General features: G+C 63.8%; 22 protein-coding genes. 17 read left to right on the top strand and 5 right to left on the bottom strand.

Features of this window, described 5'->3' with window-relative positions; all coding sequences use genetic code 11:
* Positions 1-5 precede the first annotated feature (5 nt).
* The 3 genes from G584_RS0107885 to erpA all read right to left on the bottom strand — a co-directional run bounded on the left by G584_RS0107885 (position 6) and on the right by erpA (position 3477).
* Positions 6-1016 (bottom strand): ABC transporter permease, encoded by a 1011-nt coding sequence (locus G584_RS0107885; RefSeq protein WP_028494140.1) that lies wholly within the window; start codon positions 1014-1016, stop codon positions 6-8.
* A 77-nt stretch (positions 1017-1093) separates the two neighbouring features.
* Positions 1094-2962 (bottom strand): peptide ABC transporter substrate-binding protein, encoded by a 1869-nt coding sequence (locus tag G584_RS0107890; RefSeq protein WP_028494141.1) that lies wholly within the window; start codon positions 2960-2962, stop codon positions 1094-1096.
* Positions 2963-3096: 134 nt separating this feature from the next.
* Entirely contained in the window at positions 3097-3477 is a 381-nt protein-coding gene (gene erpA, locus G584_RS0107895) for an iron-sulfur cluster insertion protein ErpA (RefSeq protein WP_028494142.1), read from the bottom strand.
* Between the two features lie 91 nt (positions 3478-3568).
* Between erpA and G584_RS0107900 the strand changes: the two genes are divergently transcribed.
* The 6 genes from G584_RS0107900 to G584_RS0107925 all read left to right on the top strand — a co-directional run bounded on the left by G584_RS0107900 (position 3569) and on the right by G584_RS0107925 (position 10024).
* Positions 3569-4699 (top strand): M24 family metallopeptidase, encoded by a 1131-nt coding sequence (locus G584_RS0107900; RefSeq protein WP_028494143.1) that lies wholly within the window; start codon positions 3569-3571, stop codon positions 4697-4699.
* Between the two features lie 80 nt (positions 4700-4779).
* Entirely contained in the window at positions 4780-5712 is a 933-nt protein-coding gene (locus tag G584_RS0107905) for a ribose-phosphate diphosphokinase (protein ID WP_028494144.1), read from the top strand.
* Positions 5713-5722: 10 nt separating this feature from the next.
* Positions 5723-6439, top strand: a complete 717-nt coding sequence (locus G584_RS0107910; protein ID WP_028494145.1) for an alpha/beta hydrolase — start codon at positions 5723-5725, stop codon at positions 6437-6439.
* Positions 6420-7007, top strand: a complete 588-nt coding sequence (locus G584_RS0107915; RefSeq protein WP_028494146.1) for a DUF72 domain-containing protein — start codon at positions 6420-6422, stop codon at positions 7005-7007. The genes G584_RS0107910 and G584_RS0107915 overlap by 20 nt, the downstream gene beginning before the upstream one ends.
* A 1-nt stretch (position 7008) precedes the next feature.
* Entirely contained in the window at positions 7009-8901 is a 1893-nt protein-coding gene (gene speA, locus G584_RS0107920; RefSeq protein WP_028494147.1) for a biosynthetic arginine decarboxylase, read from the top strand.
* Between the two features lie 46 nt (positions 8902-8947).
* Positions 8948-10024, top strand: coding sequence for a GGDEF domain-containing protein (locus tag G584_RS0107925; protein WP_028494148.1), 1077 nt, complete (start codon positions 8948-8950; stop codon positions 10022-10024).
* 40 nt (positions 10025-10064) lie between these two features.
* Here the strand turns inward: G584_RS0107925 and metK are convergent, their stop codons facing one another.
* Positions 10065-11243, bottom strand: coding sequence for a methionine adenosyltransferase (gene metK / locus G584_RS0107930; RefSeq protein WP_038050915.1), 1179 nt, complete (start codon positions 11241-11243; stop codon positions 10065-10067).
* 84 nt (positions 11244-11327) lie between these two features.
* Between metK and murI the strand changes: the two genes are divergently transcribed.
* The 10 genes from murI (at position 11328) to G584_RS0107980 (ending at position 22857) form a co-directional block, all read left to right on the top strand.
* The gene (gene murI, locus G584_RS0107935; RefSeq protein ID WP_028494150.1) at positions 11328-12101 is read left to right on the top strand and encodes a glutamate racemase; all 774 of its coding nucleotides are present in this window, start codon (positions 11328-11330) and stop codon (positions 12099-12101) included.
* On the top strand, positions 12101-12745 hold the full coding sequence (locus G584_RS0107940) for an LOG family protein (protein WP_028494151.1): 645 nt from the start codon (positions 12101-12103) through the stop codon (positions 12743-12745). Before murI ends, G584_RS0107940 begins: the two co-directional genes overlap by 1 nt.
* Positions 12746-12750: 5 nt before the next feature.
* Positions 12751-13362 (top strand): XTP/dITP diphosphatase, encoded by a 612-nt coding sequence (locus G584_RS0107945; protein ID WP_028494152.1) that lies wholly within the window; start codon positions 12751-12753, stop codon positions 13360-13362.
* Between the two features lie 13 nt (positions 13363-13375).
* Positions 13376-14407 (top strand): RMD1 family protein, encoded by a 1032-nt coding sequence (locus G584_RS0107950; RefSeq protein WP_028494153.1) that lies wholly within the window; start codon positions 13376-13378, stop codon positions 14405-14407.
* A gap of 97 nt (positions 14408-14504) precedes the next feature.
* Positions 14505-15701, top strand: a complete 1197-nt coding sequence (locus G584_RS0107955) for a sugar ABC transporter substrate-binding protein (RefSeq protein ID WP_028494154.1) — start codon at positions 14505-14507, stop codon at positions 15699-15701.
* A gap of 118 nt (positions 15702-15819) precedes the next feature.
* Positions 15820-17148, top strand: a complete 1329-nt coding sequence (locus G584_RS0107960; protein WP_028494155.1) for an ABC transporter permease subunit — start codon at positions 15820-15822, stop codon at positions 17146-17148.
* The gene (locus G584_RS0107965; RefSeq protein WP_028494156.1) at positions 17149-18468 is read left to right on the top strand and encodes a sugar ABC transporter permease; all 1320 of its coding nucleotides are present in this window, start codon (positions 17149-17151) and stop codon (positions 18466-18468) included. It begins immediately after the preceding gene.
* Between the two features lie 4 nt (positions 18469-18472).
* Positions 18473-20185: a glycoside hydrolase family 13 protein gene (locus tag G584_RS0107970; protein ID WP_028494157.1), complete on the top strand. Its 1713-nt coding sequence runs from the start codon at positions 18473-18475 to the stop codon at positions 20183-20185.
* Positions 20186-20225: 40 nt separating this feature from the next.
* Entirely contained in the window at positions 20226-20591 is a 366-nt protein-coding gene (locus G584_RS0107975) for a hypothetical protein (protein ID WP_245563362.1), read from the top strand.
* A 25-nt stretch (positions 20592-20616) separates the two neighbouring features.
* Entirely contained in the window at positions 20617-22857 is a 2241-nt protein-coding gene (locus G584_RS0107980) for an endonuclease MutS2 (RefSeq protein ID WP_028494159.1), read from the top strand.
* Here G584_RS0107980 and G584_RS0107985 read toward each other — a convergent pair.
* The gene (locus G584_RS0107985; RefSeq protein WP_028494160.1) at positions 22854-23255 is read right to left on the bottom strand and encodes an acyl-CoA thioesterase; all 402 of its coding nucleotides are present in this window, start codon (positions 23253-23255) and stop codon (positions 22854-22856) included. The two genes, G584_RS0107980 and G584_RS0107985, sit on opposite strands and share 4 nt — an antisense overlap.
* 49 nt (positions 23256-23304) lie before the next feature.
* Between G584_RS0107985 and G584_RS0107990 the strand changes: the two genes are divergently transcribed.
* On the top strand, positions 23305-24993 hold the full coding sequence (locus tag G584_RS0107990; RefSeq protein ID WP_028494161.1) for a M3 family oligoendopeptidase: 1689 nt from the start codon (positions 23305-23307) through the stop codon (positions 24991-24993).
* Positions 24994-25029: the final 36 nt, after the last annotated feature.

Consider the following 25029-nt stretch of genomic DNA (forward strand, 5'->3'; position numbering starts at 1 on the left):
CACCTCTAGCTGTAGCGGATGCGGGGGTCCACCACCGCATAGGCCAGGTCCGCCAGCAGGTTGAAAAGCGCCGTCATCAAGGCCAGGAAGGCCAAGGCCGCCATGGCCACGTTGTAGTCCTTCTCCACCAGGGCGTCAAAGATGGCCCGCCCCATGCCAGGGTAGCTGAAAATGGTCTCGGTGATGGTGGCCCCGCCCAATACCCCGGGGATGGCCAGGCCCACCAGGGTCACGATGGGGATCAGGGCGTTCCTAAGGGCGTGCTTGTAGAGCACCACCCGCTCGGCCAAGCCCTTGGCCCGGGCGGTGCGAATGTAATCCTGGGAAAGCACCTCCAGCAAGGAAGCCCGCATGAAGCGGGTCCACTCCGCCATCTGCAAGGAGGAAAGGGCGATGACCGGAAGGATGAGGTGCCAGGCCCATTGCCCTAGGAAGTACCAAAAGCTTATCGCCCCCGAGCGCACATCCTCCCAAAGCACCCCGGGCACCCCCCCGGTGGGGAAACGGGGGAAGCCAGGAATGTGGTCGGGCAACCAGATGGCGAAGAGGTAAAGGAGCAGGATCCCCAGAAAGAAGACAGGCATGGAAAACCCCACGAAGGAGAGAAAGGTGATGACGTAATCCGCCAAGGAGTACTGGCGCACGGCGGAAAAGACGCCCACAGGGATGGCCACCACCAAGGCTAGGGTCAGGGCTAAGCCGGAGAGGATCAGGGTCTTGGGCAAGCGTTGCACGAAAATGTACTCCGCGGCAGGGATGCCATAGGTACGGCTGTAGCCAAGATCCCCCCGCACCGCCCGGGAAAGCCACTTGAAGTAACGGATATGGAGGGGCTGGTCCAGGCCGTAAGCCCGCTTCAAGGCCTCAAACTGCTCGGCGGTCATGCGGGGGTTCTGCCGCTTCAGTTCCTCCAAAGGATCCCCGGGTTGCAGGGCCAGCAGGGTGTAGATCACCACGCTGGCCGCAAAGAGCAAGGGGATCATCTGCAAAAGCCGACGCACCGTGTAGGCAAACACCTTTGTACCTCCCGTGTTTTTAGCCTCAAAAAGCCCGCTGGGCTTTTAGCCCAGCGGGCACCACTATACCACCCAGGCTACCTGATGGAAAGGGCGTACTTCGCCTGGTCCCACTTCTTCACAGCGCCGCGGCTTTCCCAGCCGATCTCCCAAGCGTTCCAGCCGGGGTAACCGTAGCCGCCCGCGTAAGCGCTGGCCACGTAGTTGACCAGGCCCTTGCGCACCACGTAGGGGTTGGCCCGGAAGTAGAGGGGCAGGGCGGGAAGCTCCTCCGCCCAAATCTCCTGGGCCCTCCAGAAGAGCTGCTTCCGCTTGGCCTCGTCGAACTCCAGCACCGCCTGGCTGGTGAGGCGGTCAAACTCGTCGTTCCGCCAGCCGCCAATGTTCTGGCCCTGGTAGTTGTTCTCCTTGGTGGGCACCATGATGGCCCCGGTATTCAGGTTCCTGTACTGGAAGAGGGAGCCATCCTCGGCCAGGCTGGACACCCAGGCGAACTCAAACAGCCCCGTCCACTTGCACTCGCTGGCCCGCTGGATGTAGTCGTCGGCGAAGACCACGGCGCTGGGGGCGTTATTGATCTTGACGGCGATGCCGATCTTCTTCAGGTCCTCGGCGAAGAACTGCTGGGTGCGCTCCCGGATAGCGTTGCCCGCGGTGGTGACGAACTCAATCTCAAAGCGAACGGTGCGGCCACCCACGGTGCGCTGAAGGATGCCGTCCGGCCCCTTCCTCCAGCCCATCTCCGCCAAGAGCGCCTCCGCCTTCTTCAGGTCAAACTCGTACTTCCGCACATTGGGGTTGAAGAGGGGGTTGACGGGGGCGATCCAGGTGTGGGCCACGGGCTGGAGGCCGTCAAAGAAGGCCTTCACCAACCCTTCGCGGTTCAGAGCGTGGAGGAGGGCCCGACGGGTGCGGACGTCGTTCAGGCCCAAGTCGCGGACCGCCTGGCAGTTCTCAAACTTGTTGACGTCAATGTGCTCCCAGATGGCCCCAGGCACGAACCAGATGTCAAAGCGGCCAGGGGCCCGGGAGGTGAGCTGGCGGCTACGGCCTTGGTCAAAGGTGAGGGAAACGCTGGAGGTGGCGTCGATGGAACCGCCGATCACCGCCACCAGGAGGGAATTGGTGTTCTGGATGAAGCGGTAGACCACCCTCTGCACGTACCTGCTCTCCCCGCCCTCGGGCTTGATGGGGAAGTGGGGGTTCCGCTCCATCTCAATGGAGTTCCCCGGCACCCAGCGCCGCAGCTTGAAGGCCCCCGAGTAAACCATAGCTCCCCGGTTTAGGGCCTGGGGAGTGGCGAACTTGAGGAAGAAGTTGCGGTAGAGCTCGTTGAGCTTCTCTGCATCCTTATCGGGGTCCAGGTTGCGGGCCGCCGCCTTCACCTTCTCCCACTCTGCCCCCATGATGTGCTTGGGAGCATAGCCGATGGGGGAGCCATAGGTGTCGTAGTAGTAGGCGGGCTCAAAGATAACAGTGAAGTTGCGAGCATCCCTGACCCGGAGGTTCACCCGCTCCCAGTAGTCGGGGTTCAGGACGGGCATCCCCTTGGCCTTGCCCACCTCAAAGTAGAACTGCACGTCCTCGGTGGTGATGGGCTTGCCGTCGGACCAGCGGGCATCGGGACGGATGGTGAGGTCCATCTCCAGCCGCTTCTTGCCCCCGCCGATGTCCGTCACCCGCAAGCGCCCGTTCTGCTGGGTGGGCACTTCGGTGGCCAGAACGGGGAAGTTCTGGCTGTCGGCGTTGAAGCCGATAAAGGGAGCGAAGAGATACCCCTCGATCTCGCTCTTGATGGCCTGGTTGGAGATGATGCTGAGGAAATCACCCGCAAGCACCCTGGGCTCCTGGGAAGCCCCTATGACCAGGCTGTTGTCCTGGGGGCCCGCCAGGGCTAGGCCCAGAGCAGTTAAACCGAGTACAGCCAGCTTGCCTACTTTCTTCATACGGCCTCCTTTCGTGATCGCGGCACTATCCTTAGTGGCCGAGGCTATTATACGTCGCTTCCCATGAAGGTCAATGGGAAGAACATTAAAGGGGCCCAAAACCTGGGCCCCGAAAGGCACTCAATATTAGGAAATCAGTGGCCGCAGGTGCGGGCCTCCCCTTCCTGGTCCTTGGTGCGGAAGGAGTGGCCACAACCGCAGGTGCTGGCGGCGTTGGGGTTGTGCACGGTAAACCCGCCGCCCATGAGGCTTTCCACCCAGTCGATCTCCGAGCCCACCAGGTAGGGCAGGGACATGGGGTCCACCACCAAGCGCACCCCGTGCATCTCCACGAAGGTATCCCCCTCGAGCTCCCTCTCGTCCACGGCCATGCCGTACTGGAAGCCCGAGCACCCGCCAGACTTGACGTAAACCCGAATGGCCGCGTGCTCCTTGCCGTAGCGGGCCAGGATCTCCTTAGCCTTCTCCGCCGCCAAGGGGGTGATGCGGATGACCGCCTCCTGCGTCTCGACCATCTTCCAAACCTCCCTACCCCCTAACGTAGCACGTCAGGGGTAAGAAAAGGTGAGGTGGGTTCCAAGGGGTTGACAGCGGTAGCATGGGAACGTGGAGCTCACCCGCGTGCAGGAAATCCTCAAGGAAGAGAGGCTGGATGCTTGGCTCCTCCTCTCCTTTGGCCGGAGCAATCCCTTGGCCCTCGAGGTTCTTGCCCTCACCCACCTTCACCTAACCCGCCGCTTTGCCTACCTCATCCCCCAGGAAGGAGAACCCGTGCTCCTCTGCCACGCCATAGAGGAAAGCCTCTTTCCCCCCCTTCCCGGGAAAAGGCGCACCTACCACACCTGGCGAGGGTACCTGGAAGCCCTTTCGGGGCTTTTGGAGGGGCTAAGGCGCATCGCCTTGGAGTACGTGCCAGGAGGGCTCATCCCCTACCTGTCCCGGGTGGACGGCGGCAGTTTGGACCTTCTCAGGGGGATGGGCCTCGAGCTCACCTCCTCCTGGCCCTTGCTCCTTCTTTTCCAAACCTGGGGGGAGGAGAAGCTCAAAAGCCACCGCCGGGCAGCCGAGGGCCTGGTGGCCGCCAGGGACCGGGCCATAGCCTTCCTGCGCCAAAGTCCTGGGTCCACGGAACAGGCGGTACAGGCCATCTTGATCCAAGCCCTGGAGGAACGGGGCCTGGTCTTCGACCATCCCCCCATGGTGGCCTTCGGCCAAAACGCCGCCAACCCCCACCATGCCCCTACAGGGAAGGCCCTCGAGGAGGGAGAAGTGGTGCTTTTGGACCTCTGGGCCAAGGAAAAAGGAGGGGTCTACGCCGACATCACCTGGATGGCCGGCCTAAGGCCTCCCGAGGCCGCTCATCAAGCCTTCCAAGCTGTGGTAAAGGCCCGGGATGAGGCCATTCGCTTCGTGGCCGAGGCCTACCAAAGAGGGCGCTACCCCAAGGGCTTCGAGGTGGACCAGGTGGCCCGGAAGCTTCTGGAAAGCGAAGGCTACGGCCCTTACATCCGCCACCGCACAGGGCACAACCTGGGGGAGGAGGTCCACGGCTCGGGCCCTCATCTGGATGACCTGGAAACCCATGACCTCCGCCCCTTGGTGCCGGGGCTCGCCTTCACCGTGGAGCCCGGGCTTTACCTGCCTGGCTTCGGGGTGCGCACCGAGGTGAACGTCTACCTGCACCCCACGGGTCCGGAGGTCACCACTCCCTTGCAGGAAGCCCTTACCCTCCTTTAAGCAGCCCCTTCGGAGCTGACCTAGCCCCCTCCGGGGCCAACTTGGGTATACCCCTCTCCCGTGGTATCTTGGGGAACGGCATGGACCGTCCCCTCCTGATCTTTTCCGGCCAGTCCAACAAGCCCTTGGCCCAAGCCATTGCTGAGGCCTTAGGTCTCCCCTTAGGCAAAAGCACCACCCAGCGCTTCGCCAACGACAACCTCTTCGTGCGCTTTGAGGAAAGCCTGAGGGAAGGGGATGTCTTCATTGTCCAGTCCCTGACCCCTCCGGTGCAGGACCACCTCATGGAACTCCTCATGATGATCGACGCCGCCAAAGGAGCCAGCGCCGCCAGGGTCACGGCGGTCATCCCCTACTTCTCCTACGCCCGTAGCGACAAGAAGGACGCCCCCCGCATCTCCATCACTGCCCGGCTCATCGCTGACCTCCTTCAGACCGCCGGAGCCGACCGGGTCCTCACCATGACCCTGCACTCCCCCCAGGTCCACGGTTTCTTCAAGGTACCCGTGGACCACCTTTCCGCCGAGCCCGTCATCGCCAACCACTTCGCCACCCGGGTGGACCTGGAAAATGCCGTGGTGGTGGCTCCGGATGCCGGCGACCTGAAAAGGGCCAGCTCCCTAGCCCGGCGCCTCCGCCTTCCCCTGGCCTTCATCGACAAGGAACGGGTATCCGACACCGAGGTGCGGGTCCGGATGCTGGTGGGAGAGGTGAAGGGGAAAACCGCCTTGATCGTGGACGACGAGATCTCCACCGCCGGAAGCCTGGTGGAGGCGGTGGAGGCTCTCCTGCAGGCCGGCGCCAAGGAAGTCTACGCCGCAGCCACCCACGGGGTCTATGTGGGTCCGGCCCTGGAGCGCATCGCCCAAAGCCCGGTCAAGGAGGTGGCCGCCACCGACACCTGCCCCCCCAAGGTAGGCCCCAAGCTCAAGACCCTCCCCGTGGCCCCCATCTTTGCCGAGGCCATCTGGCGCATCCACCGGGGAGAGTCGGTGTCCAGCCTTTTCACCTGAGGAGAGCGGGATGCAGAAAGAAACTTTCATCCTGGCGGGGCAGAGCGTACTGGCCCACATCCCCGAGCGCCCGAGGGCCCTCCTCCTTGTCCTCCACGGGCTTCAGGGCTCGAGGGAACACATCCTTTCCCTCCTCCCGGGGTATGCGGAAAAGGGCTTCCTCCTCCTGGCCTTTGACGCTCCCCGGCACGGAAAACGGGAAGGCCCACCCCCTTCCTCCAAAAGCCCCAGGTATGTAGAGGAGGTGTACCAGATAGCTCTGGCCTTCGCCGAGGAAGCCAGGGAGGTGGCCCAGGAGGCCAAGGAGCGCTTCGGCCTCCCCCTTTTCCTGGCGGGGGGGAGCCTGGGGGCCTTTGTGGTGCACCTGCTTCTCTCCCAGGGGTTCCGGGCGGAGGGGGCCCTGGCCTTCATCGGGAGCGGTTTTCCCATGAAGCTCCCCCAGGGTCAGGAGGTACGGGACCCTCGGGTCTTGGCCCTTTACGAAACCCCTCCCGCCCAGAGGGGGGAAGCCTATGGAGGTGTACCCCTGCTTCATCTCCACGGCACCAAAGACCTGATCGTGCCCCTTTCCCGCATGGAGAAAACCGTGGGAGCCTTGAGGCCCCACTATCCCGAAGGCCGCTTGGCCTGGTTTGTGGAGGAAGGAGCCGGGCACACCATCACTCCCTTGATGGCCCGGATGGGGCTGGCCTTTTTGGAGGCGTGGCTTGATCCTGGAAGGCCTTAGGGGGTATAGGGGCTACCCTGGGGGTTTCAAAGCCTACGCCAGGGCCTTCCCCACGGTGGAACTCTCCTGGTGGCACCGGGTGGGGGACAAGAGGACCATAAGCCGCTTGAGGACCCTGGCCCCGCCGGGATTCCGCTTCAGCGTCTTTGGCCACAAGCACTTCTCCTTCCAACCCTCAGGGGAGGAGAGGCGTACCCTAAGGCGTTTCTTAAGGCGGTTTGGACTGTTCGGCGAAAAAAAGGGAGCGGTGCGGATTGCAGTCCCCCAGGGTGTGACACCCACCCAACTGGTCCACTGGCTGGACCTTTTGGAGGAGGTCCTGAAAGAGATGGGCCCGGTACCCCTTGCCTTTCAAGCCGAGGAAGCCTTGCATCCGCTTCTGAGAGAACGGGGCTACGCGCTGGTGAACCGAACGGGAGGCCCTTTTCTCTACTTGGTGGATCCGGAGGAAGTGCCCAAGGAAGGGGCAGGATACCTCTACCGGAGCCCGACCCCTTCCCAAGCCGTCCCTTCCGCCCTACACTCAAGGGCGGAGGTTGACCCGAATGGGTCAACCCCGGAGGGCTAGCTTGAAAACCGCCAGGCGCTTTTCCCCCAAGGAAGCTGAGGAAATCTACCTGGTGCCCTACTGGGGAGCGGGGTTCTTCCGGGTAGGGCGGAACGGGGAGCTAGAAGTAACCCCCTTGGGTCCAGAGGGGCCTGCCGCTTCCCTTTTGGAGATCGTGGAAGCCCTTAGGGACGAGGGGCGGCCCCTGCCCCTGGTACTCCGCTTTCCCCAGATCCTCGAGGCTCGGGTGCGGGAACTGAATGAGGCCTTTCGGAGGGCTATGGAAAAGTACGGGTACCGCGGGGGCTACCGCGGGGTCTACCCCGTGAAGGTGAACCAGCGCCGGCTGGTGCTGGAAACCGTGGCCAAGGCAGGGAGGCCCTACCACTATGGCCTCGAGGCGGGAAGCAAGGCGGAACTCGCCCTGATCCTGGCCCAGGACCTCTCTCCGGAAGCCCTCATCACCACCAACGGCTTCAAGGACGACGACTTCATCCGCCTGGCCCTAATGGGAAGAAAGCTTTCCCGGAACGTGATCATCACCCTGGAGAAGTTCGCCGAGCTTCCCCGGGTGATCCGCATTTCCAAGGAGCTGGGCGTGCGGCCAAAGCTGGGCATCCGCTACAAGCTGAAGGCCAAAGGGGCTGGGCAGTGGGAAGCCAGCGGCGGGGAAAACGCCAAGTTCGGCTTCACCACCCCGGAGATCATCCGGGCGGTGGAGATCCTGAAGGAAGAAGGCCTCCTGGACACCTTGGTCATGGTCCACGCCCACATCGGCAGCCAGGTGACGGATATCCGCAAGATCAAGGCTGCGGTGCGGGAAGCAGCCCAGACCTATGTGCAGCTCAGGAAGCTGGGGGCTCCCCTCCAGTACCTGAACCTGGGCGGGGGCTTGGCCGTGGACTACGACGGCTCCAAGACCAACTTCTATGCCTCCGCTAACTACACGCTTCCCGAGTACGCTGAGGACCTGGTCTACGTGACCAAGGAGGTGGTGGAGGCCCAAGGGGAACCCCACCCCACCCTGGTCACGGAATCGGGCCGGGCGGTGACCGCGTACCATGAGGTCTTGATCCTCAAGGTCATCGACGTCATCACCCCCCCGGGGGAAACCCGGCCGGACCCCCCGCCCGCGGAAGCCCACCCCCTGGTCAAGGAGCTCTGGGAGAGCCTGGAAAACCTCTCTCCCAAGAACTTCCGCGAGGTCTACCACGACGCCTTCGCCGACAAGGAAACCCTGCAGACCCTTTACGACCTGGGGCTCGTGTCCCTTCGGGACCGAGCCCTGGCGGAGGAGATCTTCTACCACATCGCCCGGCGGGTCTACGCCATTGTGCGGGAACTGCCCTACGCTCCCGATGAGTTTGAGGATCTGGAGAAGCTCTTGGCCGACAAGCTGGTCTGCAACTTTTCCATCTTTCAAAGCCTTCCCGACGCCTGGGCCATCCACCAGCTCTTTCCCATCGTCCCCCTAAGCCGCCTTCACGAACCCCCCACCCGCCAGGCCACCCTGGTGGATATCTCCTGCGACTCCGACGGCAAGATAGACCGCTTCATCGATCTGCACGATGTGCGCCAGAGCTTGCCTGTCCACCCCATCCGCCCGGGGGAGGACTACTACCTGGGGGTCTTCCTGGTGGGAGGCTACCAGGACGTGTTGGGCAGCAACCACAACCTCTTCGGCCAGGTGGGGGAGGCCCACGTGGTGGTGGACGAGGAAGGGTTTGCCATAGAGCGTTTCGTTCCCGGGGAGACCGCGGAAAAGGTCATTGAAAAGATGGGCTTTACCGCCCGGGAGCTCTTCCTGGGCGTGGAGCGGCTGGTGCGGCAAAGCCGCCTCTCCCCCGTGGAAAAGGGAGCCTTCTTGGAGCGGTACATGCGGGAACTCCAAGGCTACACCTACCTGGAAGACTGACGGCCCGTTAAGGACCCGTTAAGGAGGGTGGGGTCATCCTGGGGGCATGGCCCGGGCACGAAGCCCCTATACTGGAACTAACTTGCACCCTACCCTCGAGCTTCTGGATCCCTTGCATCCCTTAAGGCGCAGGATGGCCTTATGGCTCCTGCCCCTCGGGGCCCTTCTGGCCCTGGTGGCCTTTGCCGCCTCGAGGGCCGTGGGCCTGGACCCAGTGGACCGCTTCTTCCTTCCCCTCCTGGCCTTAGGTTTTTCCCTCCTGGCCTTGGCCTTATGGCGCCTTCCCCGCACCAGCTCCTGGGTTCTTCCCTTAGCCCATGCCCTCGTAGCCACGTACCTCCTCGCCACCCTGGCCTTCCAGCTCCTTATTGCCCCAAATCCCCTGGGCCTATCCCCCGCCGCCCACTGGGTTCCCTTCGTGTACTTCAGCAGCTTCCTCTTCTTCCGAACCCAAAAGGCGGTGCGCCTGGCCCTTCTTTACCTCCTCACCCTCTTCCTCCTCTCCCTCATGGGGGCCTTCCGCGGCCACTTCCACGCGGAGCACCTCAACGCACTGGTCCAGTTCTTCGGGGCCAACCTGGCCTATGTGGGCCTTCTTTACATGCTGGTTCGGATTAAGGAGGGCTACCTCGAGGCCCGACTGGATGCCTACACCGACCCCCTCACCGGGCTCAGAAATCGGCGCTACCTGGATCTCGTCTTGGAAAGAGAACTCTTCCGCGTCCGGCGCTACCGCCGGCCCCTATCCCTTTTGGTCCTGGATCTGGACAACTTCAAGCAGATCAACGACACCCACGGCCACCCGGTGGGAGACCGGGTGCTCAAAGCCCTGGCCCGCTGCCTGGAGGAGCACATCCGGCAAAGCGACCGGGCGGTGCGCCTCGGGGGGGAGGAGTTCGCCGTCCTCCTTGCGGAAACCCCCTTGGCCCAAGCAGTGCGGATGGCAAGCCGGCTCCGGCAAGCGGTGGCCGCCTTAAGGGTTTCCCCGGCGGAGGGGATTTCCGTAAGCATAGGCGTGGCTGAGGCCCGTCCCGAAGATTCCCCCCTTTCCCTCCTCAAGCGGGCCGACGACGCCCTTTACCAGGCTAAGCGCCGGGGGAAAAACCGGGTGGAGGTGGGTTAAACCCACCCCTCCCTACCGGGGCCCCCACGGTGGGGTGGCCTTAGAGGCCTGCTTCCCGCCTTAGGACCTCCACCCGGTCGGTTTCCTCCCAAGGGAAGCCTGCGCGGCCGAAGTGGCCGTAAGCGCTGGTGGGGGTGTAGATGGGACGGAGAAGGTCCAGCTCCTCGATGATGGCCAAGGGCCTGGGGTCAAAGACCCGTTTCACGATCTCCGTGAGCTTTTCATCGGGCAAGACCCCGGTGCCGAAGGTTTCCACCCGCAAGGAAACGGGCCTGGCCTTACCGATGGCATAGGCCAGCTCCACCAAGGCCCGCCGGGCCAGGCCCGCCGCCACCAGGTTCTTGGCTATGTAGCGGGCGTAGTAGCTGGCCGAACGGTCCACCTTGGTAGGGTCCTTGCCGCTGAAGGCCCCGCCTCCGTGGGGGACCGCCCCTCCGTAGGTGTCCACGATGATCTTGCGCCCGGTAAGCCCGGTGTCCGCATGGGGCCCTCCCAGGATAAACCGGCCCGAGGGGTTGATGAGGTACTCCGTCTCCCCCTCCTTCAGGTACTCAGGGGGGATGGCCTGGCGCACCACCTCGCGGATGAGATCCTCACGAAGCTGGTCCTGCTCCACCTCCGGGGAATGCTGGGCGGAGACCACCACCGTCTTCACGTAAAGGGGCCTATCCCCCTCGTAGACCACCGTGACCTGGGCCTTGCCGTCGGGACGCAGGTAGGGAAGAAGCCCCGTCTTGCGCACCTCCGCCAGGCGCATGGTGAGGCGGTGGGCCAGGGTGATGGGAAGCGGCATGAGCTCTGGGGTCTCGTCGGTGGCGTAACCGAACATGAGGCCCTGATCCCCCGCGCCCACCCGGTCCAAAGGATCCGTGGACTTGAGCACCCGCCACTCGTAGGAGAGGTTGACCCCGCCCGCGATGTCCGGAGACTGCTCGTCGATGGCGGTGAGGACCGCACAGGTGTCGGCATCAAAACCGTACTTGGCCCGGGTGTAGCCCACTTCCCTCACCGTCTTGCGCACCAGGCCGGGGATGTCCACATACCCTTCGGTGGTTATCTCTCCTGCCACGAACACTAGCCCTGTGGTGACCAGGGTTTCCGCCGCCACCCGGGCCTTCTTATCCTGGGCGATCAGGGCGTCCAGGATGGCGTCGGAGATCCGGTCCGCCAGCTTATCCGGGTGCCCTTCCGTGACCGACTCGGACGTGACCAGCCTCAACTTGCGCACCTCCCTTGCCCCCCACCGGGGCAACCCTGATAGTATAGCACCCCCCCTTTTCCGTCCAGGGTATGATGGCGGCTCGTGAAGGACCCTAGGCAGCCCATCGGCGTCTTTGACTCGGGGGTAGGGGGGCTTACGGTGCTTTCCGCTTTGCGCCAGGCCCTGCCCCAGGAGGATTTCCTCTATTTCGGCGACACCGCCCGGGTACCCTACGGCAGTAAACCCCTCTCCATGGTGCGGCGCTTCGCCTGGGAGATCGCGGGGTTTTTGCTCCGGCAAGGGGTCAAGGCCTTGGTGGTGGCCTGCAACACCGCAAGCTCCGCGGCCCTTCCCGATCTGGCCGAGGACCTTTCGGTGCCCGTCTTCGGGGTGCTGGAACCCGTGGCCAAGGCCGCCCAAGGGCACGGCAAGGTGGGCCTCATCGGCACCCAGGCCACGGTGGAAAGCCGGGCCTACGAGCGCTACGTGGAGGTGTCTTGGGCCAGGGCCTGCCCCCTCTTCGTGCCCTTGGTGGAGGAAGGGCTTTGGGATGACCCCGTGGCCCTATTGGTGGCCCAGCACTACCTCGAGGACGCCCCCCAGGACCTCGAGGCCCTGATCCTGGGCTGCACCCACTACCCCTTCCTGAAGGGCACCCTGGCCAAGGTCCTGCCCGGAGTGAGGCTCATCGATTCCGCCGAGGCCACGGCGGAAGCGGTGGCCAAAGCCCTAAAGGAGGAGGGGCTTTTAAACCCCGAGGGCCAAGGGCGGGTGGTGCACTTCGTCACGGGGGACCCGGAAAGCTACCGGAACCTGGCGGAGCGCCTGGGGGTGAAGGTGGAGGAGCTAAAGCAGGTCAGCCTGGAGGAGCTTTGATGGCCAAGAAGCCCCTGATCGACCAGCTTCACCACGAGGATGCCTGGCGGCTTTTCCGCATCCTGGCGGAGTTCGTGGAGGGGTTTGAAACCCTTTCGGAGATAGAGGTCCCCCTGGTTTCCGTTTTCGGCTCGGCCCGCTTCGGAGAAGGCCACCCCGCCTACGCCCTGGGCTACCGGCTGGGAAGGGCATTAGCGGAAGCAGGCTTCGGGGTGGTGACGGGCGGCGGGGGTGGGGTCATGGAGGCCGTGAACCGAGGAGCCTTTGAGGCAGGTGGGGTGAGCGTGGGCCTGAACATCGAGCTTCCCCACGAGCAGAAGCCCAACCCCTACCAGACCCACACCCTCACCCTGCGCTATTTCTTCGTGCGCAAGGTGCTTTTCGTGCGCTACGCCCGCGCCTTCGTCTTCCTGCCCGGGGGGTTCGGCACCCTGGACGAGCTCTCCGAGGTCCTGGTCCTCATCCAGACGGAAAAGGTTCACCCTTTCCCCGTCTTCGCCTTGGACCGGGGGTACTGGCAAGGGCTTCTGAACTGGATGGAATCCCTGAAAGAACAAGGGGCCATCGATCCCAAAGACCTCGCCCTCCTTACCCTTCTGGACTCCCCAGAGGAAGTGGTCCAGGCCCTTAAGGGAGTATCCTAGAAGGGATGCGCCTGGTCTTGGCCACCAGCAACCCCGGGAAGGTGCGGGAGCTTAAGGAGGGCCTGGCTCCTTTGGGCTGGACCCTTCTTTCCCTGGCCGACTTTCCCCTGCGCATGCCCAAGGAGGAGGGCGCCACCTTCCTGGAAAACGCCCTCCTCAAGGCCGCCTACGTGGCCAAGGCCACGGGCCTTCCCGCCCTGGCGGATGACTCGGGCCTCGAGGTGCCCGCCCTAGGGGGGGAACCCGGGGTCTACTCCGCCCGCTATGGGGGAAGGGAAACCGACCGGGAGCGGAACGTCTACCTTCTGGAGAGGATGCGCCACCTCAAGGGGGAGGAGCGCAAGGCCCGCTTCGTGGCGGTCCTGGTCCTGGCCTACCCCGACGGGCATGTGGAAACCTACGAGGGACAGGTGGAGGGGTACATCCTCGAGGCCCCCCGAGGGGAAGGGGGCTTCGGGTACGACCCCCTCTTCTACGTGCCCGAGGCGGGCAAGACCTTTGCGGAAATGACCCTGGAGGAAAAGGCCCGCTACTCCCATCGGGGCCAGGCCATAAAGGCCCTTCTGAAAGCCTACGAACAGGGTCCCCCTCCCCGGGAGATCTCCCATCTGGAATGACCCCGGACTTCCCATGAACCTCCTCTCGCCCCACATCGCCCTTTACCGCCTTTACGACCTGGCGGACGAGATCGATCTCTCCCGCCTGGCTACCCCCAGGCTTCGCCTCTCCCGGCCCCGGCTGGGGGCGGTGCGCTTTGAAAACCCCCCGGCGCAGGTGGAGCTTGGGGTGAGGAGCGTGGAGGGGATCTCCGGCCTTCTCACCGCCCGGCTCTACGAGTTCGGGGTAGCCTCCCTTTCCCTCCGGGTGCACCTGGGGGAGAAGGTACCCTGGGAAGCCTTCCTGGAAAAGGCCCTGGCCTTGCCCGAGCTTCCCTTTTGGGAAGGGTTTTTCCTGGCGGAGCTGGCGGCTCTCGAGCCCTACCTGCAAGGCGCCCTCCTCCATCCCGAGGAAAAACGCCTGAGCGAGGAGTTCACCGTCTACCACGCCCTGGGGATAGAAGGGGCAAAGGCCCACGCCCCCCCTGTGGACCTCACCCCCCTTTGGATGGGAGCCGAGGAGGAGTTCGCCCCCGAGGTCAGGCGGGAGATGGAGCGCTACCGCTACAGCTACTCCACCGAGGACCTGGCCCTTCTGGGGTTTGACCGGGTCTTCATCCTGGACTCGGAGGGCATCTGGGACGTGGCCGATTTGGTGGAGTTCGTGCACGCCCAGCTTCTGGAGCTTTCCTACTACGACGGGGTCCTCACCCAGGAGCTGGAGGCCGTACCCCAGGTGCTCAGGCACCGGGGCCTTTGGGGCTACGGGAAGCTTCAGCGCTTAAGGCGGCGCCTCATGGCCCTCCACGCGGAGATCGCCGACGTACGGGCCCGGATGGAGGGAGCCTTGCGCATCACCGAGGATCTCTTCTACGCCAAGATCTACCGGGCCGCCTTGGAGCTTTACGGGGCCCACGAGCTGGAGCGGAGCCTGGAGGAGAAGCTCAGGGTCCTCGAGGCCACCTACGAGATGGTCACCGAGGAGGTGGTCCACCTAAGAAGCCAGGCGGTGGAGGTGGGGATCCTGGCCCTCATCGCCTTTGAGGTGGTGCGGGCCCTCTATTAGGGGGGACTTGCGCCCCGGGAAAGTAGGAGTATAATCAACCCCCAGGGCGCGGAAAAAAGTTAAAGCGGAAGCGCTACCACGCGCCCGGAGGTGGAGTATGAAACAAGCACTGGCGGTACTGGCCCTTGGGCTTTCCCTGGCCCTTGCCCAGGGGAAGATTACGGTGTGGACCCACTTTGGCGGCCCCGAGCTGGAATGGCTCAAAGCCCAAGCCCAGGCCTACGAGAAAACCTCTGGCACCAAGGTGGAGGTGGTGGAGGTCCCCTTCGGGGACATCAAGCAGAAGTTCATCCTGGGGGCACCCCAGGGGCAGGCGGCGGACCTGGTGGTCTCCATCCCCCACGACTGGCTGGGGGAGATGGCCCAGGCCGGGGTGCTGGAGCCCATGGGCAAGTACGTGACGCAAAGCTACCTCTCCGATCTGCAAAGCGTGGCGGTGGAGGCCTTCACCTTCGGGGGCAAGCTCATGGGCCTTCCCGCCTTCGCCGAGAGCGTGGCCCTCATCTACAACAAGAAGTACGTAAAAGAACCCCCCAAGACCTGGGAGGAGTTCCTGTCCCTGGCCCAGAGGCTCACCACCGGCTCCACCTTCGGCTTCCTGTATAACATCGGCGACCCCTACTTCAACTTCGGCTTCTTCCGGGCCTTTGGGGCGGACAACGTCTTCGCCAAGGACGCCAAGGGCAACCTGGACCCCTCCAGGCTCTTAATAGGGGGGGAAGCAGGGGAAAGGGCTTTAGCCTTCATCAAGGACCTCCGCTTCCGCTACAACCTGGTGCCCGAAGGGGTGGACTACGGCGTGGCGGACGGAGCCTTCAAGGACGGGGCTTTGGCCATGATCATTAACGGCCCCTGGGCCCTGGGCGACTACAAGAAGGCCAAGATCGACTTCGGCATCGCCCCCTTCCCCACCCCGCCCGGGGCCAAGAACCCCTGGGGTCCCTTCCTGGGGGTGCAGGGGGTGGTGGTGAACGCCTACTCCAAGAACAAGACCGCCGCGGTCAACTTCGCCAAGACCCTGGTCACCGGCAAGAACCTGGTTTCCTTCAACCAGGCGGGCGGCCGCATCCCCGTGTCCAAGAGCGCCGCCAAGACCCTGGAAAAGGATCCGGTGGTGGCGGGCTTTTCCAAGGTCTTCGCCCTGGGCACCCCCATGCCCAACATCCCCGAGATGGGCAAGGTATGGGGTCCGTGGGCCAACGCCATCAACCTGGCCATCCAGCGGCCCGACTCCAACTTGAAGAAGATCGTGGAGGACATGGTGGCCGAGATCAGGAAGGGCATCGGCAGGTAACACCATCCCACCCGGGCTTTGCCCGGGCGGGGGCCCTGGCACACACCTCGCAGCGGAAATGCGCCCGTACGCGAGCCCCCATGGGACCCCCTTTCCTCCTGGGGCGTATCTTTAAGCCATGAAACACCCTCCTGGCCTTAAGGGTTTTCTCCTGGCCCTGTCCTTACTTTTAGGCCTCCTGATCCTGTCCACGGGGGTGGGCATCCTGGGGTACCTGGCCCTCGAGGCCTACCTGGCCCCTCCAGGCTGGACCATCCTGGTCCTGGCCCTTCTGGTGCTGGTGCCGGGAGCCGTCCTGGTGGGACGCCTTTTTCCCTGGCTTACCGACTGGTACTACTTCCTCCCCGCCCTCTCCTTTCTTTTGGTCTTCACCCTCTACCCCATCGCCCTCACGGTTTACCTGGCCTTCACCGACTACTCGGGGGCCCGAAGCGGCTTTCCCGACCGCTCCACGGAAACCCGGGTGGTGGCCCAAGAGGGGCCACGGCTTCTTCTGGAGGAACCGGTGGAGGAAGCCCTTCGTTGCCGTCCCTGCGCAGGGGAAACCGTGGAGGTGTATGCCGAGGGGCACCGCCTGCGGGCCAGGATCCTCGAGGCTGAGGGAAACACCCTGGTTCTAGACCGCATCCCACCCTTTCAGGCTGCCTTCGTGGCCAAGGTGAACACCTTTCGCTTCGTGGGCCTTAGAAACTTCAGCTTCATCCTCTCCCAGGCCAGCAAGGCTCTTTTTCCCGTCTTCGCCTGGAACGTGGCCTTCGCCTTAAGCACCGTGCTCCTCAATGCCCTATTGGGCTTGGTATTGGGCCTTGTCCTCAACAACAAAGCCTTAAAGCTAAGGAACTTCTACCGCACGGTGCTCATCATCTCCTGGGCCCTTCCGGGGGTGATCACCGTTCAGGTCTTCGTGGCCCTTCTCAACTACAACTTCGGGGCCATCAACCGCCTCCTGGGGGTCCTGGGCATCTACCCTATCCCCTGGCTCAACGACCCCGACTGGGCCAAGGTAGCCATCCTTCTGGTGAACCTGTGGCTTGGCTTCCCCTACATGATGACCGCCACCTTGGGAGCTCTTTCCACCATCCCCGACGAGCTCTACGAGGCCGCCAAGGTGGACGGGGCCACTCCCTGGCAGGCTCTATGGGGCATCACCCTGCCCCTTCTGGAAAAACCCATGGTGCCCATCCTCCTCTCCTCCTTCGCCTTCAACTTCAACAACTTCTATATCATCTACCTCCTTACCGGCGGAGGCCCCGCCCAGGAAGGCCGCCTCGCCACGGCTCAGGCCACGGATATCCTCATCTCCTGGGCCTACAAAACCGCCTTCAGCGCCGAGGGGCAGTCCGCCTACGGCCTGGGGGCGGCCATCAGCATCCTCATCTTTGCCCTTACCGTGGCCATCAGCCTGGTGAACTTCCGCATCACCGGAGCCCTAAGGGAGGTGAAGTAAGTGCGGCGGCTTCTGGCCTTCCTCCTCATGGGCCTCGCCCTTTACGGGGTCTATTGGTTCGCCCTAAACCGGCTCTTTGACGCGGGCTCCTACCGCAAGCAGGTGGCCTTCGGCAGCGTCTTCGTGCCCTATGGCTGGGCCCATGCCCTGGGCATCCTTTTGGGCCTGGTCCTGGCGATCCTCCTGTACAGCCTAGCCTACACCGCCCTGGCCAACCGCATCCAGGGGCGCAAGCGAAGCCCCTGGCCCCTTTTCTGGCAGGGGGTGACCCACCTCTTCCTCTGGATCCTGATCCTCCTCGTCTACTACCCCGTGGTGCAGGTGGTGGCCGCCAGCTTTGACCCCACCAACAACCTCTTCAGCTTCCGCAGGCCAGACACAGGGTTTCTCCTTCTGGACGCCAAGGTCATCCCCTACGTGCCCGAGCCCTCCCTGGAAAACTACGCCAAGCTGGTGGAGGGGGTGGTGCTTTACCCCTACCAGGTGGGCCTTCTCCTCCTCGGGGGGCTCGCCCTTCTGGGTGTGGCCCTCATCGGCCTCCTGAGGCGGCTTTTAACCCCGGAGGACTGGATGGACTTCTGGCAGGGAAGGCTCCTTCTCCTCCTGACCCTGGCGGTCTTCGCCTTGGCCCTCACCCTTTCCCCCAGGCAGTTCACCGGACAAGGCACCGAGGCCAAGTTCCTGCTCTGGGTGCGCAACACCTTCCTCATCTCCGGGCTTACGGGACTCCTCGCCGTGTTGCTCACCGCCACCGCGGGCTACGCCTTCGCCCGCTTCCGCCACCTGCCCGGCCGCTACCCCGTGCTCCTCTTCTTCATCTTCGTGCAGATGTTTCCCGGATTTCTGGCCCTGGTGGCCATCTACTACCTCCTTTCCCGGCTGGACCTCTTGAACACCTTCACCGGGCTCGTGCTGGCCTACTCCGGGGGAATCATCAGCTTCGGCACCTGGGTGTACAAGGGGTACCTGGAAAGCATCAGCCCGAGCCTCGAGGAGGCGGCCATGGTGGACGGGGCCACCCGGTGGCAGGTCTTCACCAAGATCCTCCTCCCCCTTTCCGCCCCCATGTTCGTCTTCGTCTTCCTCCTCCAATTCGTGGGCACCTACTCGGAGTTCGTCCTGGCCAACCTGGTCCTCACGGGGGTGGAGAGCTGGAACGTGGGCGTGGGGCTTCGGAGCTTCACCACCGGCCAGTTCCAGACCAAGTGGGGGATCTTCGCCGCCGCCAGCGTCCTCGGTTCCCTGCCCATCCTCTTCCTCTTCTACGGCTTCCAGCAGTACTTCGTTTCCGGGTACACCGCAGGGGCGGTGAAGGAGTAGCCCTATGGCTCACTACCACGACCTCGAGCACATCCATCCCCCTCTGCCCGAGCTGGGAGAGGAGGTGACCCTCCACCTGGAAACCGAGGCCGAGGAAGGGCTCCTCCTTTACGAAAAGGACGGGGAGATCCACAAAAAACCCATGGAACCGGCCAAGGGGGGCCTAAGGGTGCGGGTTCCCGTGCACGTAAGCCCCTTTCGCTACTGCTTCCTCCTGCCCGAAGGCTTCTTGGGCAGCCACGGCCTGGAAAAAACCCTTCCCCGCTACGATCGTTTCTTCCACCTCCTGGCGGGATCCCTTCCCCCCTGGTGGGCCCTGGGCACCGTGTATTACCAGATCTTCCCCGACCGCTTCCGCCAGGGGCGAAAGGAGCTTGCCCCCAAGGATGGGGAATGGCTTCTCATGGGCAGGCCCATCCGCAAGAAGGCCTGGAACGAACCCCCGGGCCCAGAAGGGGCTTGGGAGTTCTACGGGGGGGATCTCTGGGGGATCCTGGAAGCCCTCCCCTACCTGGAGGCCTTGGGGGTGGAAGCCCTTTACCTAACGCCCATCTTCCAAAGCCCAAGCAGCCACCGCTACGACACGGAAGACTACCTGCAGGTGGACCCCCACCTGGGAGGAGAAGGGGCCCTGGAAGCCCTCTTCCAGGCTTTGGAAAAGAGGGGCATGCGCCTGGTGCTGGATGGCGTCTTCAACCATGTGGGGGCCACCCACCCCTGGTTTCAAAGGGCCCTAAAGGACCCGGAAAGCCCAGAGCGGAGCATGTTCACCTTTTACCCCGATGGCTCCTACGCCACCTTCTGGGGGGTAAAGTCCATGCCCAAGCTGGACTATGCCTCCCCCCTCACCCAGGAGCGCTTCGTCCATGGGCCAAGAGCCCCCATCCGCTACTGGATGCGCCTGGCCCACGGCTTCCGGCTGGATGTGGCCCACTCCATTGGGGAAGGGGGGACCAACCGCAAGAACGCCCGCTGGCTTCGCGCCTTAGCCCGGGCCGCTAAGGAGGAAAGACCCGAGGCCGTGGTCTTCGGGGAACTCTCCTACGACGCCATCCCCACCCTAAGGGCCCATACCCTGGACGGGGCCATGCACTATGCGGGCTTCGCCCACCCCGTGATGGAGTGGCTTTCGGGAAGGGATGTGCACGGAAGGCCTGTCCACCTGGACGCCCAGGAGACCTGGCGGGTCCTCTGGGACCACTACCAGGCCCTGCCCGTGCAGCTTCGGCACAGCATGTACACCCTCATCTCCTCCCACGACATCCCCCGCGCCCTTTGGCGGCTTAAGGGGGATGTGGAACGGTTCAAGCTGGCCTATGCCCTCCTCTTCGCCTTCCCGGGAAGCCCCGCCATCTACTACGGGGATGAGGTGGGCCTTTCCCAACCCAACCCCTACGCAAAGTGGCAAGGGGATCCCTACTGCCGGGCTCCCTTCCCCTGGGAGGAAAGCGCATGGAACCTCGAGGTCTTGACCCTTATCCGCAGGTTGGTAAAGCTTAAGCGCACCCACCCTGCCCTGCGCCTGGGAGGGCTTCTTCCCTTAGACGCCGGCAAAGGAGTGTTGGCCTTCAAAAGGCGGTACCAAGACCAGGAAATCTGGGCCTTCTTCGCCCCGGAAGGGGCAAAACTCACCCTTCCCCCTGGGATAGACCTCATCGCCGAGAAGGAAGTGGCGGGGGAGGTGGAAGCTACCTTTCTGCTGTTCCAACCCGTATAATAGAAGCGAAATGCAGCTTAAAAACTTTTTCAGAATCTTCATGAGGCGGAGCAGCAACGCCGACGCCAAGCCGGTGGAAGGCATCCTGGATGCAGCTCCCCTTCAGGCCCAGGCTGGGGGAAGGGTCTCCTCAGAAGAGCTATTGGCCCAGATGGAAGCGCTAAAGCAGGAAAACCCCAAGGACCCCGGCTTCCATAAGCGGGTCATCGCTCTGGTTCAAGAAGCCTATGACCGTTGGAATAGCCTCCCCCAGGAACAAAAACAGGCCATCCTTGCCTCTCTTACCACCTTGCTCTCCCTTCTGCCCGCGGGGCGGCTTGGACGGGTAGGGTTGCTCTTGAAGAAGGCTTTAGGCCCTGAGGGTCAGCTTGCCCTTGCCGCCCTGCTCCGCCTCCTGAAGCGTTAGAGCCCAAGAGCTATACTGGGCTTTTGTGCGGGATGTCCTCGAGGTCCTGGAGTTCCCCAAAGTCCGCGCCCTCCTTGCGGAAAGAGCCAAGACCCCCTTGGGGCAAAGGCTGGCCTTGGCCCTTGCCCCCCTCTCCCAGGAGGAGGCGGAAAGGCGCCACCAGCTAACCCAGGAGGCCTTAGCCTATCCCTACACTCTTCCCGAGGCGGGAACCCTCGAGGAAGCCTACCAAAAGGCCCGAGGCGGGGCCAGGCTTTCGGGCCTCGAGCTCCTAAGAGCAGCTCAGGCCCTGGAGGAGGCCATAGCCCTCAAGGAGGAGCTTCTTCCCCTACAAAACCTCCTGAGCCAGGTGGCGGCGGGCATCGGGGACCACGGGGCCTTTCTCGCCAAGGTCAGGAAAGCCCTGGACGAGGAAGGAGCTGTGCGGGATGAGGCAAGCCCCAAGCTTTTCGCCATCCGCCGGGAACTCAAGCCCCTGCGCCAACAGATCCTGGACAAACTCTACGCCCTCATGGACCGCCACCCCGAAGCGATCCAGGACCGGTTCGTCACCCTGCGCCGCGAGCGCTACTGCATCCCCGTGCGCGCGGGGATGGCCCAAAGGATCCCCGGCCTTCTCCTGGATGAGTCCGAATCCGGGGCCACCCTTTTCATAGAGCCCCTTTCCGTGGTGAAGCTGAACAACCGCCTCCAGGCCCTACGCCTTCAGGAGGAGGAGGAAGTAAACCGCATCCTACGGGAGCTTTCCGAAGCCCTGGCAGCCGATGAGGAACTGCCCGGCACCCTTAAGGCCCTGAGCCTTCTGGACCTCGTCCAGGCCCAGGCGGCCCTGGCCCGGGATCTCCGCCTCACCCGGCCCCGCTTCGGGGAAGCCTACGAGCTTTTCCAAGCCTTCCACCCCCTTATCCCCAATCCCGTCCCCAACTCCCTGGCCCTGGACGGGGAAAGGCGCCTCATCCTTATCTCCGGCCCCAACATGGGGGGAAAGACGGCCCTCCTAAAAACCCTGGGCCTTGCGGTGCTCATGGCCCAGTCGGGGCTTTTCGTGGCGGCCAAGAAGGCCACCTTGGCCTGGCCCGACAGGGTCTTCGCCGACATCGGCGATGAGCAATCCCTTCAGGAAAACCTCTCCACCTTCGCCGGGCACTTAAGAAGGCTCAAGGAGATGCTGGAAAGCGCCACGGCCCAAAGCCTGGTCCTCATCGACGAGCTGGGCAGCGGCACCGACCCCGAGGAGGGAGCCGCCCTTTCCCAGGCCATCCTGGAAGCCCTCCTGGAAAAAGGGGTCAAGGGCCTGGTCACCACCCACCTCTCCCCCCTGAAGGCCTTCGCCCAGGGGCGAACGGGCATCCAAAACGCCTCCATGCGCTTTGACCTGGAGGGCTTGCGCCCCACCTACGAGCTGGTCCTGGGGGTGCCTGGGCGGAGCTACGCCCTGGCCATCGCTAGGAGGCTTTCCCTGCCCGAGGCGGTGCTGAAGCGGGCGGAAAGCCTTCTGCCCCAAGGGGGAAGGCTGGAAGCCCTCCTGGAGGAGCTGGAGGCGGAAAGGTTACGCCTAGAGGAGGAAAGAAGCCAGCTCCTTTCCCAGATGGCCCAGGTGGAGGCCTTAAGGAAGCGGCTGGAGGAGCGGGAAGCCCGTTTTGAGGAGGAGCGGCAGGAAAGGCTCAAGGCCTTGGAGGAGGAGATCCGCCAGAAGCTCCTAAAGGTGGAGGCCGAGCTCAAAGCCCTCAAGGAAAAGGCCAAAACCCAAGGGAAAAAGGACGCCCTGCGGGAGCTTTTGGCCCTGAGGGAAAGGTATGCCAGGGCCACGCCCAAGGTTGCCTTGGAGGTGCCTAGGGGCCTCGAGGCAGGACAGATGGTGGAGATCACCTCTCTGAAGCGTCAGGGAAGGCTTTTGGAGCTAAGGGGAGAGGAAGCCCTGGTCCAGGTAGGGCCGGTGAAGATAACGGTGAAGGCCAAGGAACTCACCCCCCTTAAGGCCCAGGAAACCCCAAAGGCCATCGGCCTAAAACCGCGAAGGGAGGTGAAGGAGGTGGACCTCAGGGGGCTTACCGTGGAGGAAGCCCTCCTGGAGGTGGACTCCGCCCTGGAGGAGGCCCGCGCCTTGGGCCTCACCACCCTGCGCCTCCTTCACGGCAAGGGTACCGGAGCCCTAAGGCAGGCCATCCGCGAGGCCCTAAGGCGGGACAAACGGGTGGAAACCTTCGCCGACGCCCCTCCCCACGAGGGCGGGCACGGGGTCACGGTGGTGGTGCTGAAGGGCTAGAAGGAGCGGCCTTCCAGGGCCTCTATGCGTTCTCGGATGACCGGGGGCAAAGGAGCAGGCCTGCCTCCTTCCAGCCAAACCTGGACCGTCTTGCCCCGAGCGGCCTCCTCCCCCCTTGCCAGGAGGAGGTACTCCATGTCAAAGCTGCTCCGCCCGATGCGCACCACCCGCACCCCCACCTCCACGGGATCCTCGAGGAGGATGGGCTTCAGGAAATCCACCTCCGCCCGGGCCAGGATGAAGCGCCCCTTCTCCACCCAGTCCCTTTCCAATCTCTGGAAGTAGGCGGCGCGGGCCACCTCAAAGTAGGTGAGGTAGACCGCGTTGTTCACATGCCCTAGGGCATCCAGATCGCGGAAGCGCACCTGTATGGGTACGGATACGGGAAAACCCTCCACGAAGCCAGAGTATACCAGGGCTGACCCGCGGGTCAGGTATAGTGGGGCCATGGAAACCACGTGGGATCTAACCCCCCTTTTCCCGGGCCTGGAAAGCCCCGAGTTCCAGGCAGCCTGGGAAGGCGTGAAGAAGCGGATTGGCCAGCTTAAGGAGCAGGTGGAGCAAGGGGCTCCCCTAAAGGAGACCCTGGCCTCCCTGGACGCCCTTTTGGAGGAATCCACCCCCCTTTGGGCCTACCTCTACGCCCGCTTCACCGCCGACACCACCGACGAGGCCGCCTCGGCCAAGCTCTCCGAGCTGGAGGTGCTCTTCCTGGACTTCGCCCGCCTAAGGCCCCGCCTCACCCGCTACCTGGCCCTCCAGGACCCGGAGGAGGCAGGGCCTTACCGCATCCTGGTGGAGGAGGCCCGGGAGGAAGCCCTGCACATGATGCCCGAAGGAGAGGAGGTCCTGGCGGCGGAGCTATCCCTTTCCGGACGCCAGGCCTGGTCCAAGCTCCACGAGAACCTCACCAGCCAGATCACCGCGGTGGTGGACGGGGAGGAGTTGCCCATCACCCAGGTGCGGAACCTCTATTTCCGCCCCGAGGAGGAGGTGCGCAAGAAGGCCTACCAGGCGGAACTCAAAGCCTGGGAAGGCCACGAGGTGCCCCTGGCCTACGCCCTAAACGGGGTCAAGGGGGAAGCCTCGGTCCTGAACCGCAGGCGGGGCTACCGGGATGACCTCGAGCCCAGCCTGCACCGAAACCGCATCACCCGGAAGGCCCTCATGGCCCTCCTGGAAGCGGTGCGGGAAAGCCTTCCCCTCTTCCACCGCTACTACCTTCTGAAGGCCAAGGCTCTGGGCAAGGAAAGGCTGGACTGGTGGGACCTCTTTGCCCCCATCGGAAAGGGCCGGCGCTGGAGCCTGGAGGAGGCCCGGGACTTCATCCGGGAAAAGCTCGCCACCCTGGTCCCGAACGCCGCTAAAGTGGCGGAAACCGCATTCCAAGAGCGCTGGATGGACCTCCTGCCCCGCAAGGGCAAGATCGGCGGGGCTTACTGCATGGGAAGGGGCGGGGGCAAAAGCCTCATCCTGGCCAACTACGAGGAAAGCTTTGAGTCGGTTTCCACCCTGGCCCACGAGCTGGGCCACGCCTACCACAACTTCGCCCTGGCCCGGGTGCCCGCCAGCCTGCGGGAGGTGCCCATGACCCTGGCGGAGACCGCCAGCATCATGAACGAAACCCTGGTGGTGGAGGCGGCCCTTAAGGAAGTCTCCCCGGAAGAGGGGCTTCTCATCCTGGACGCCTACCTGCAAGGAGCGGCCCAGGTGGTGGTGGACATCTATAGCCGCTTCCTCTTTGAGTCCTGGGTCTTTGAGGGAAGGAAGGCCCGGGAGCTTTCCCCCAGGGAGTTCAAGGAGCTCATGCTGAAGGCCCAGAAGGAAGCCTACGGAGAGGTCCTCGCCACCCACCATCCCTACATGTGGGCGGTGAAGGGGCATTACTACGGCTCCGACTTCTACAACTACCCTTACACCTTCGGCCTCCTCTTCGGCTTGGCCGTGTACCAGGAGGCCAAGGAGGACCCGGGCTTTGCCGGGCGCTACGAGGAGCTTCTGGCCACCTCGGGCATGTACCGGGCCAAGGAGCTGGCGGCCCGCTACGGCTTTGACCTGGAAAACCCCGCCTTCTGGCGAAAGGGGTTTGCGGTTCTGGCCGAGAAGGTGGAGGAGCTGGAGAGGAGGCTTGCCTAGCCCAGCTGGGCGCCTTCCTGACCGTCCCCTGACCTG

The organism is Thermus antranikianii DSM 12462, from assembly GCF_000423905.1.
Lineage (GTDB): Bacteria > Deinococcota > Deinococci > Deinococcales > Thermaceae > Thermus > Thermus antranikianii.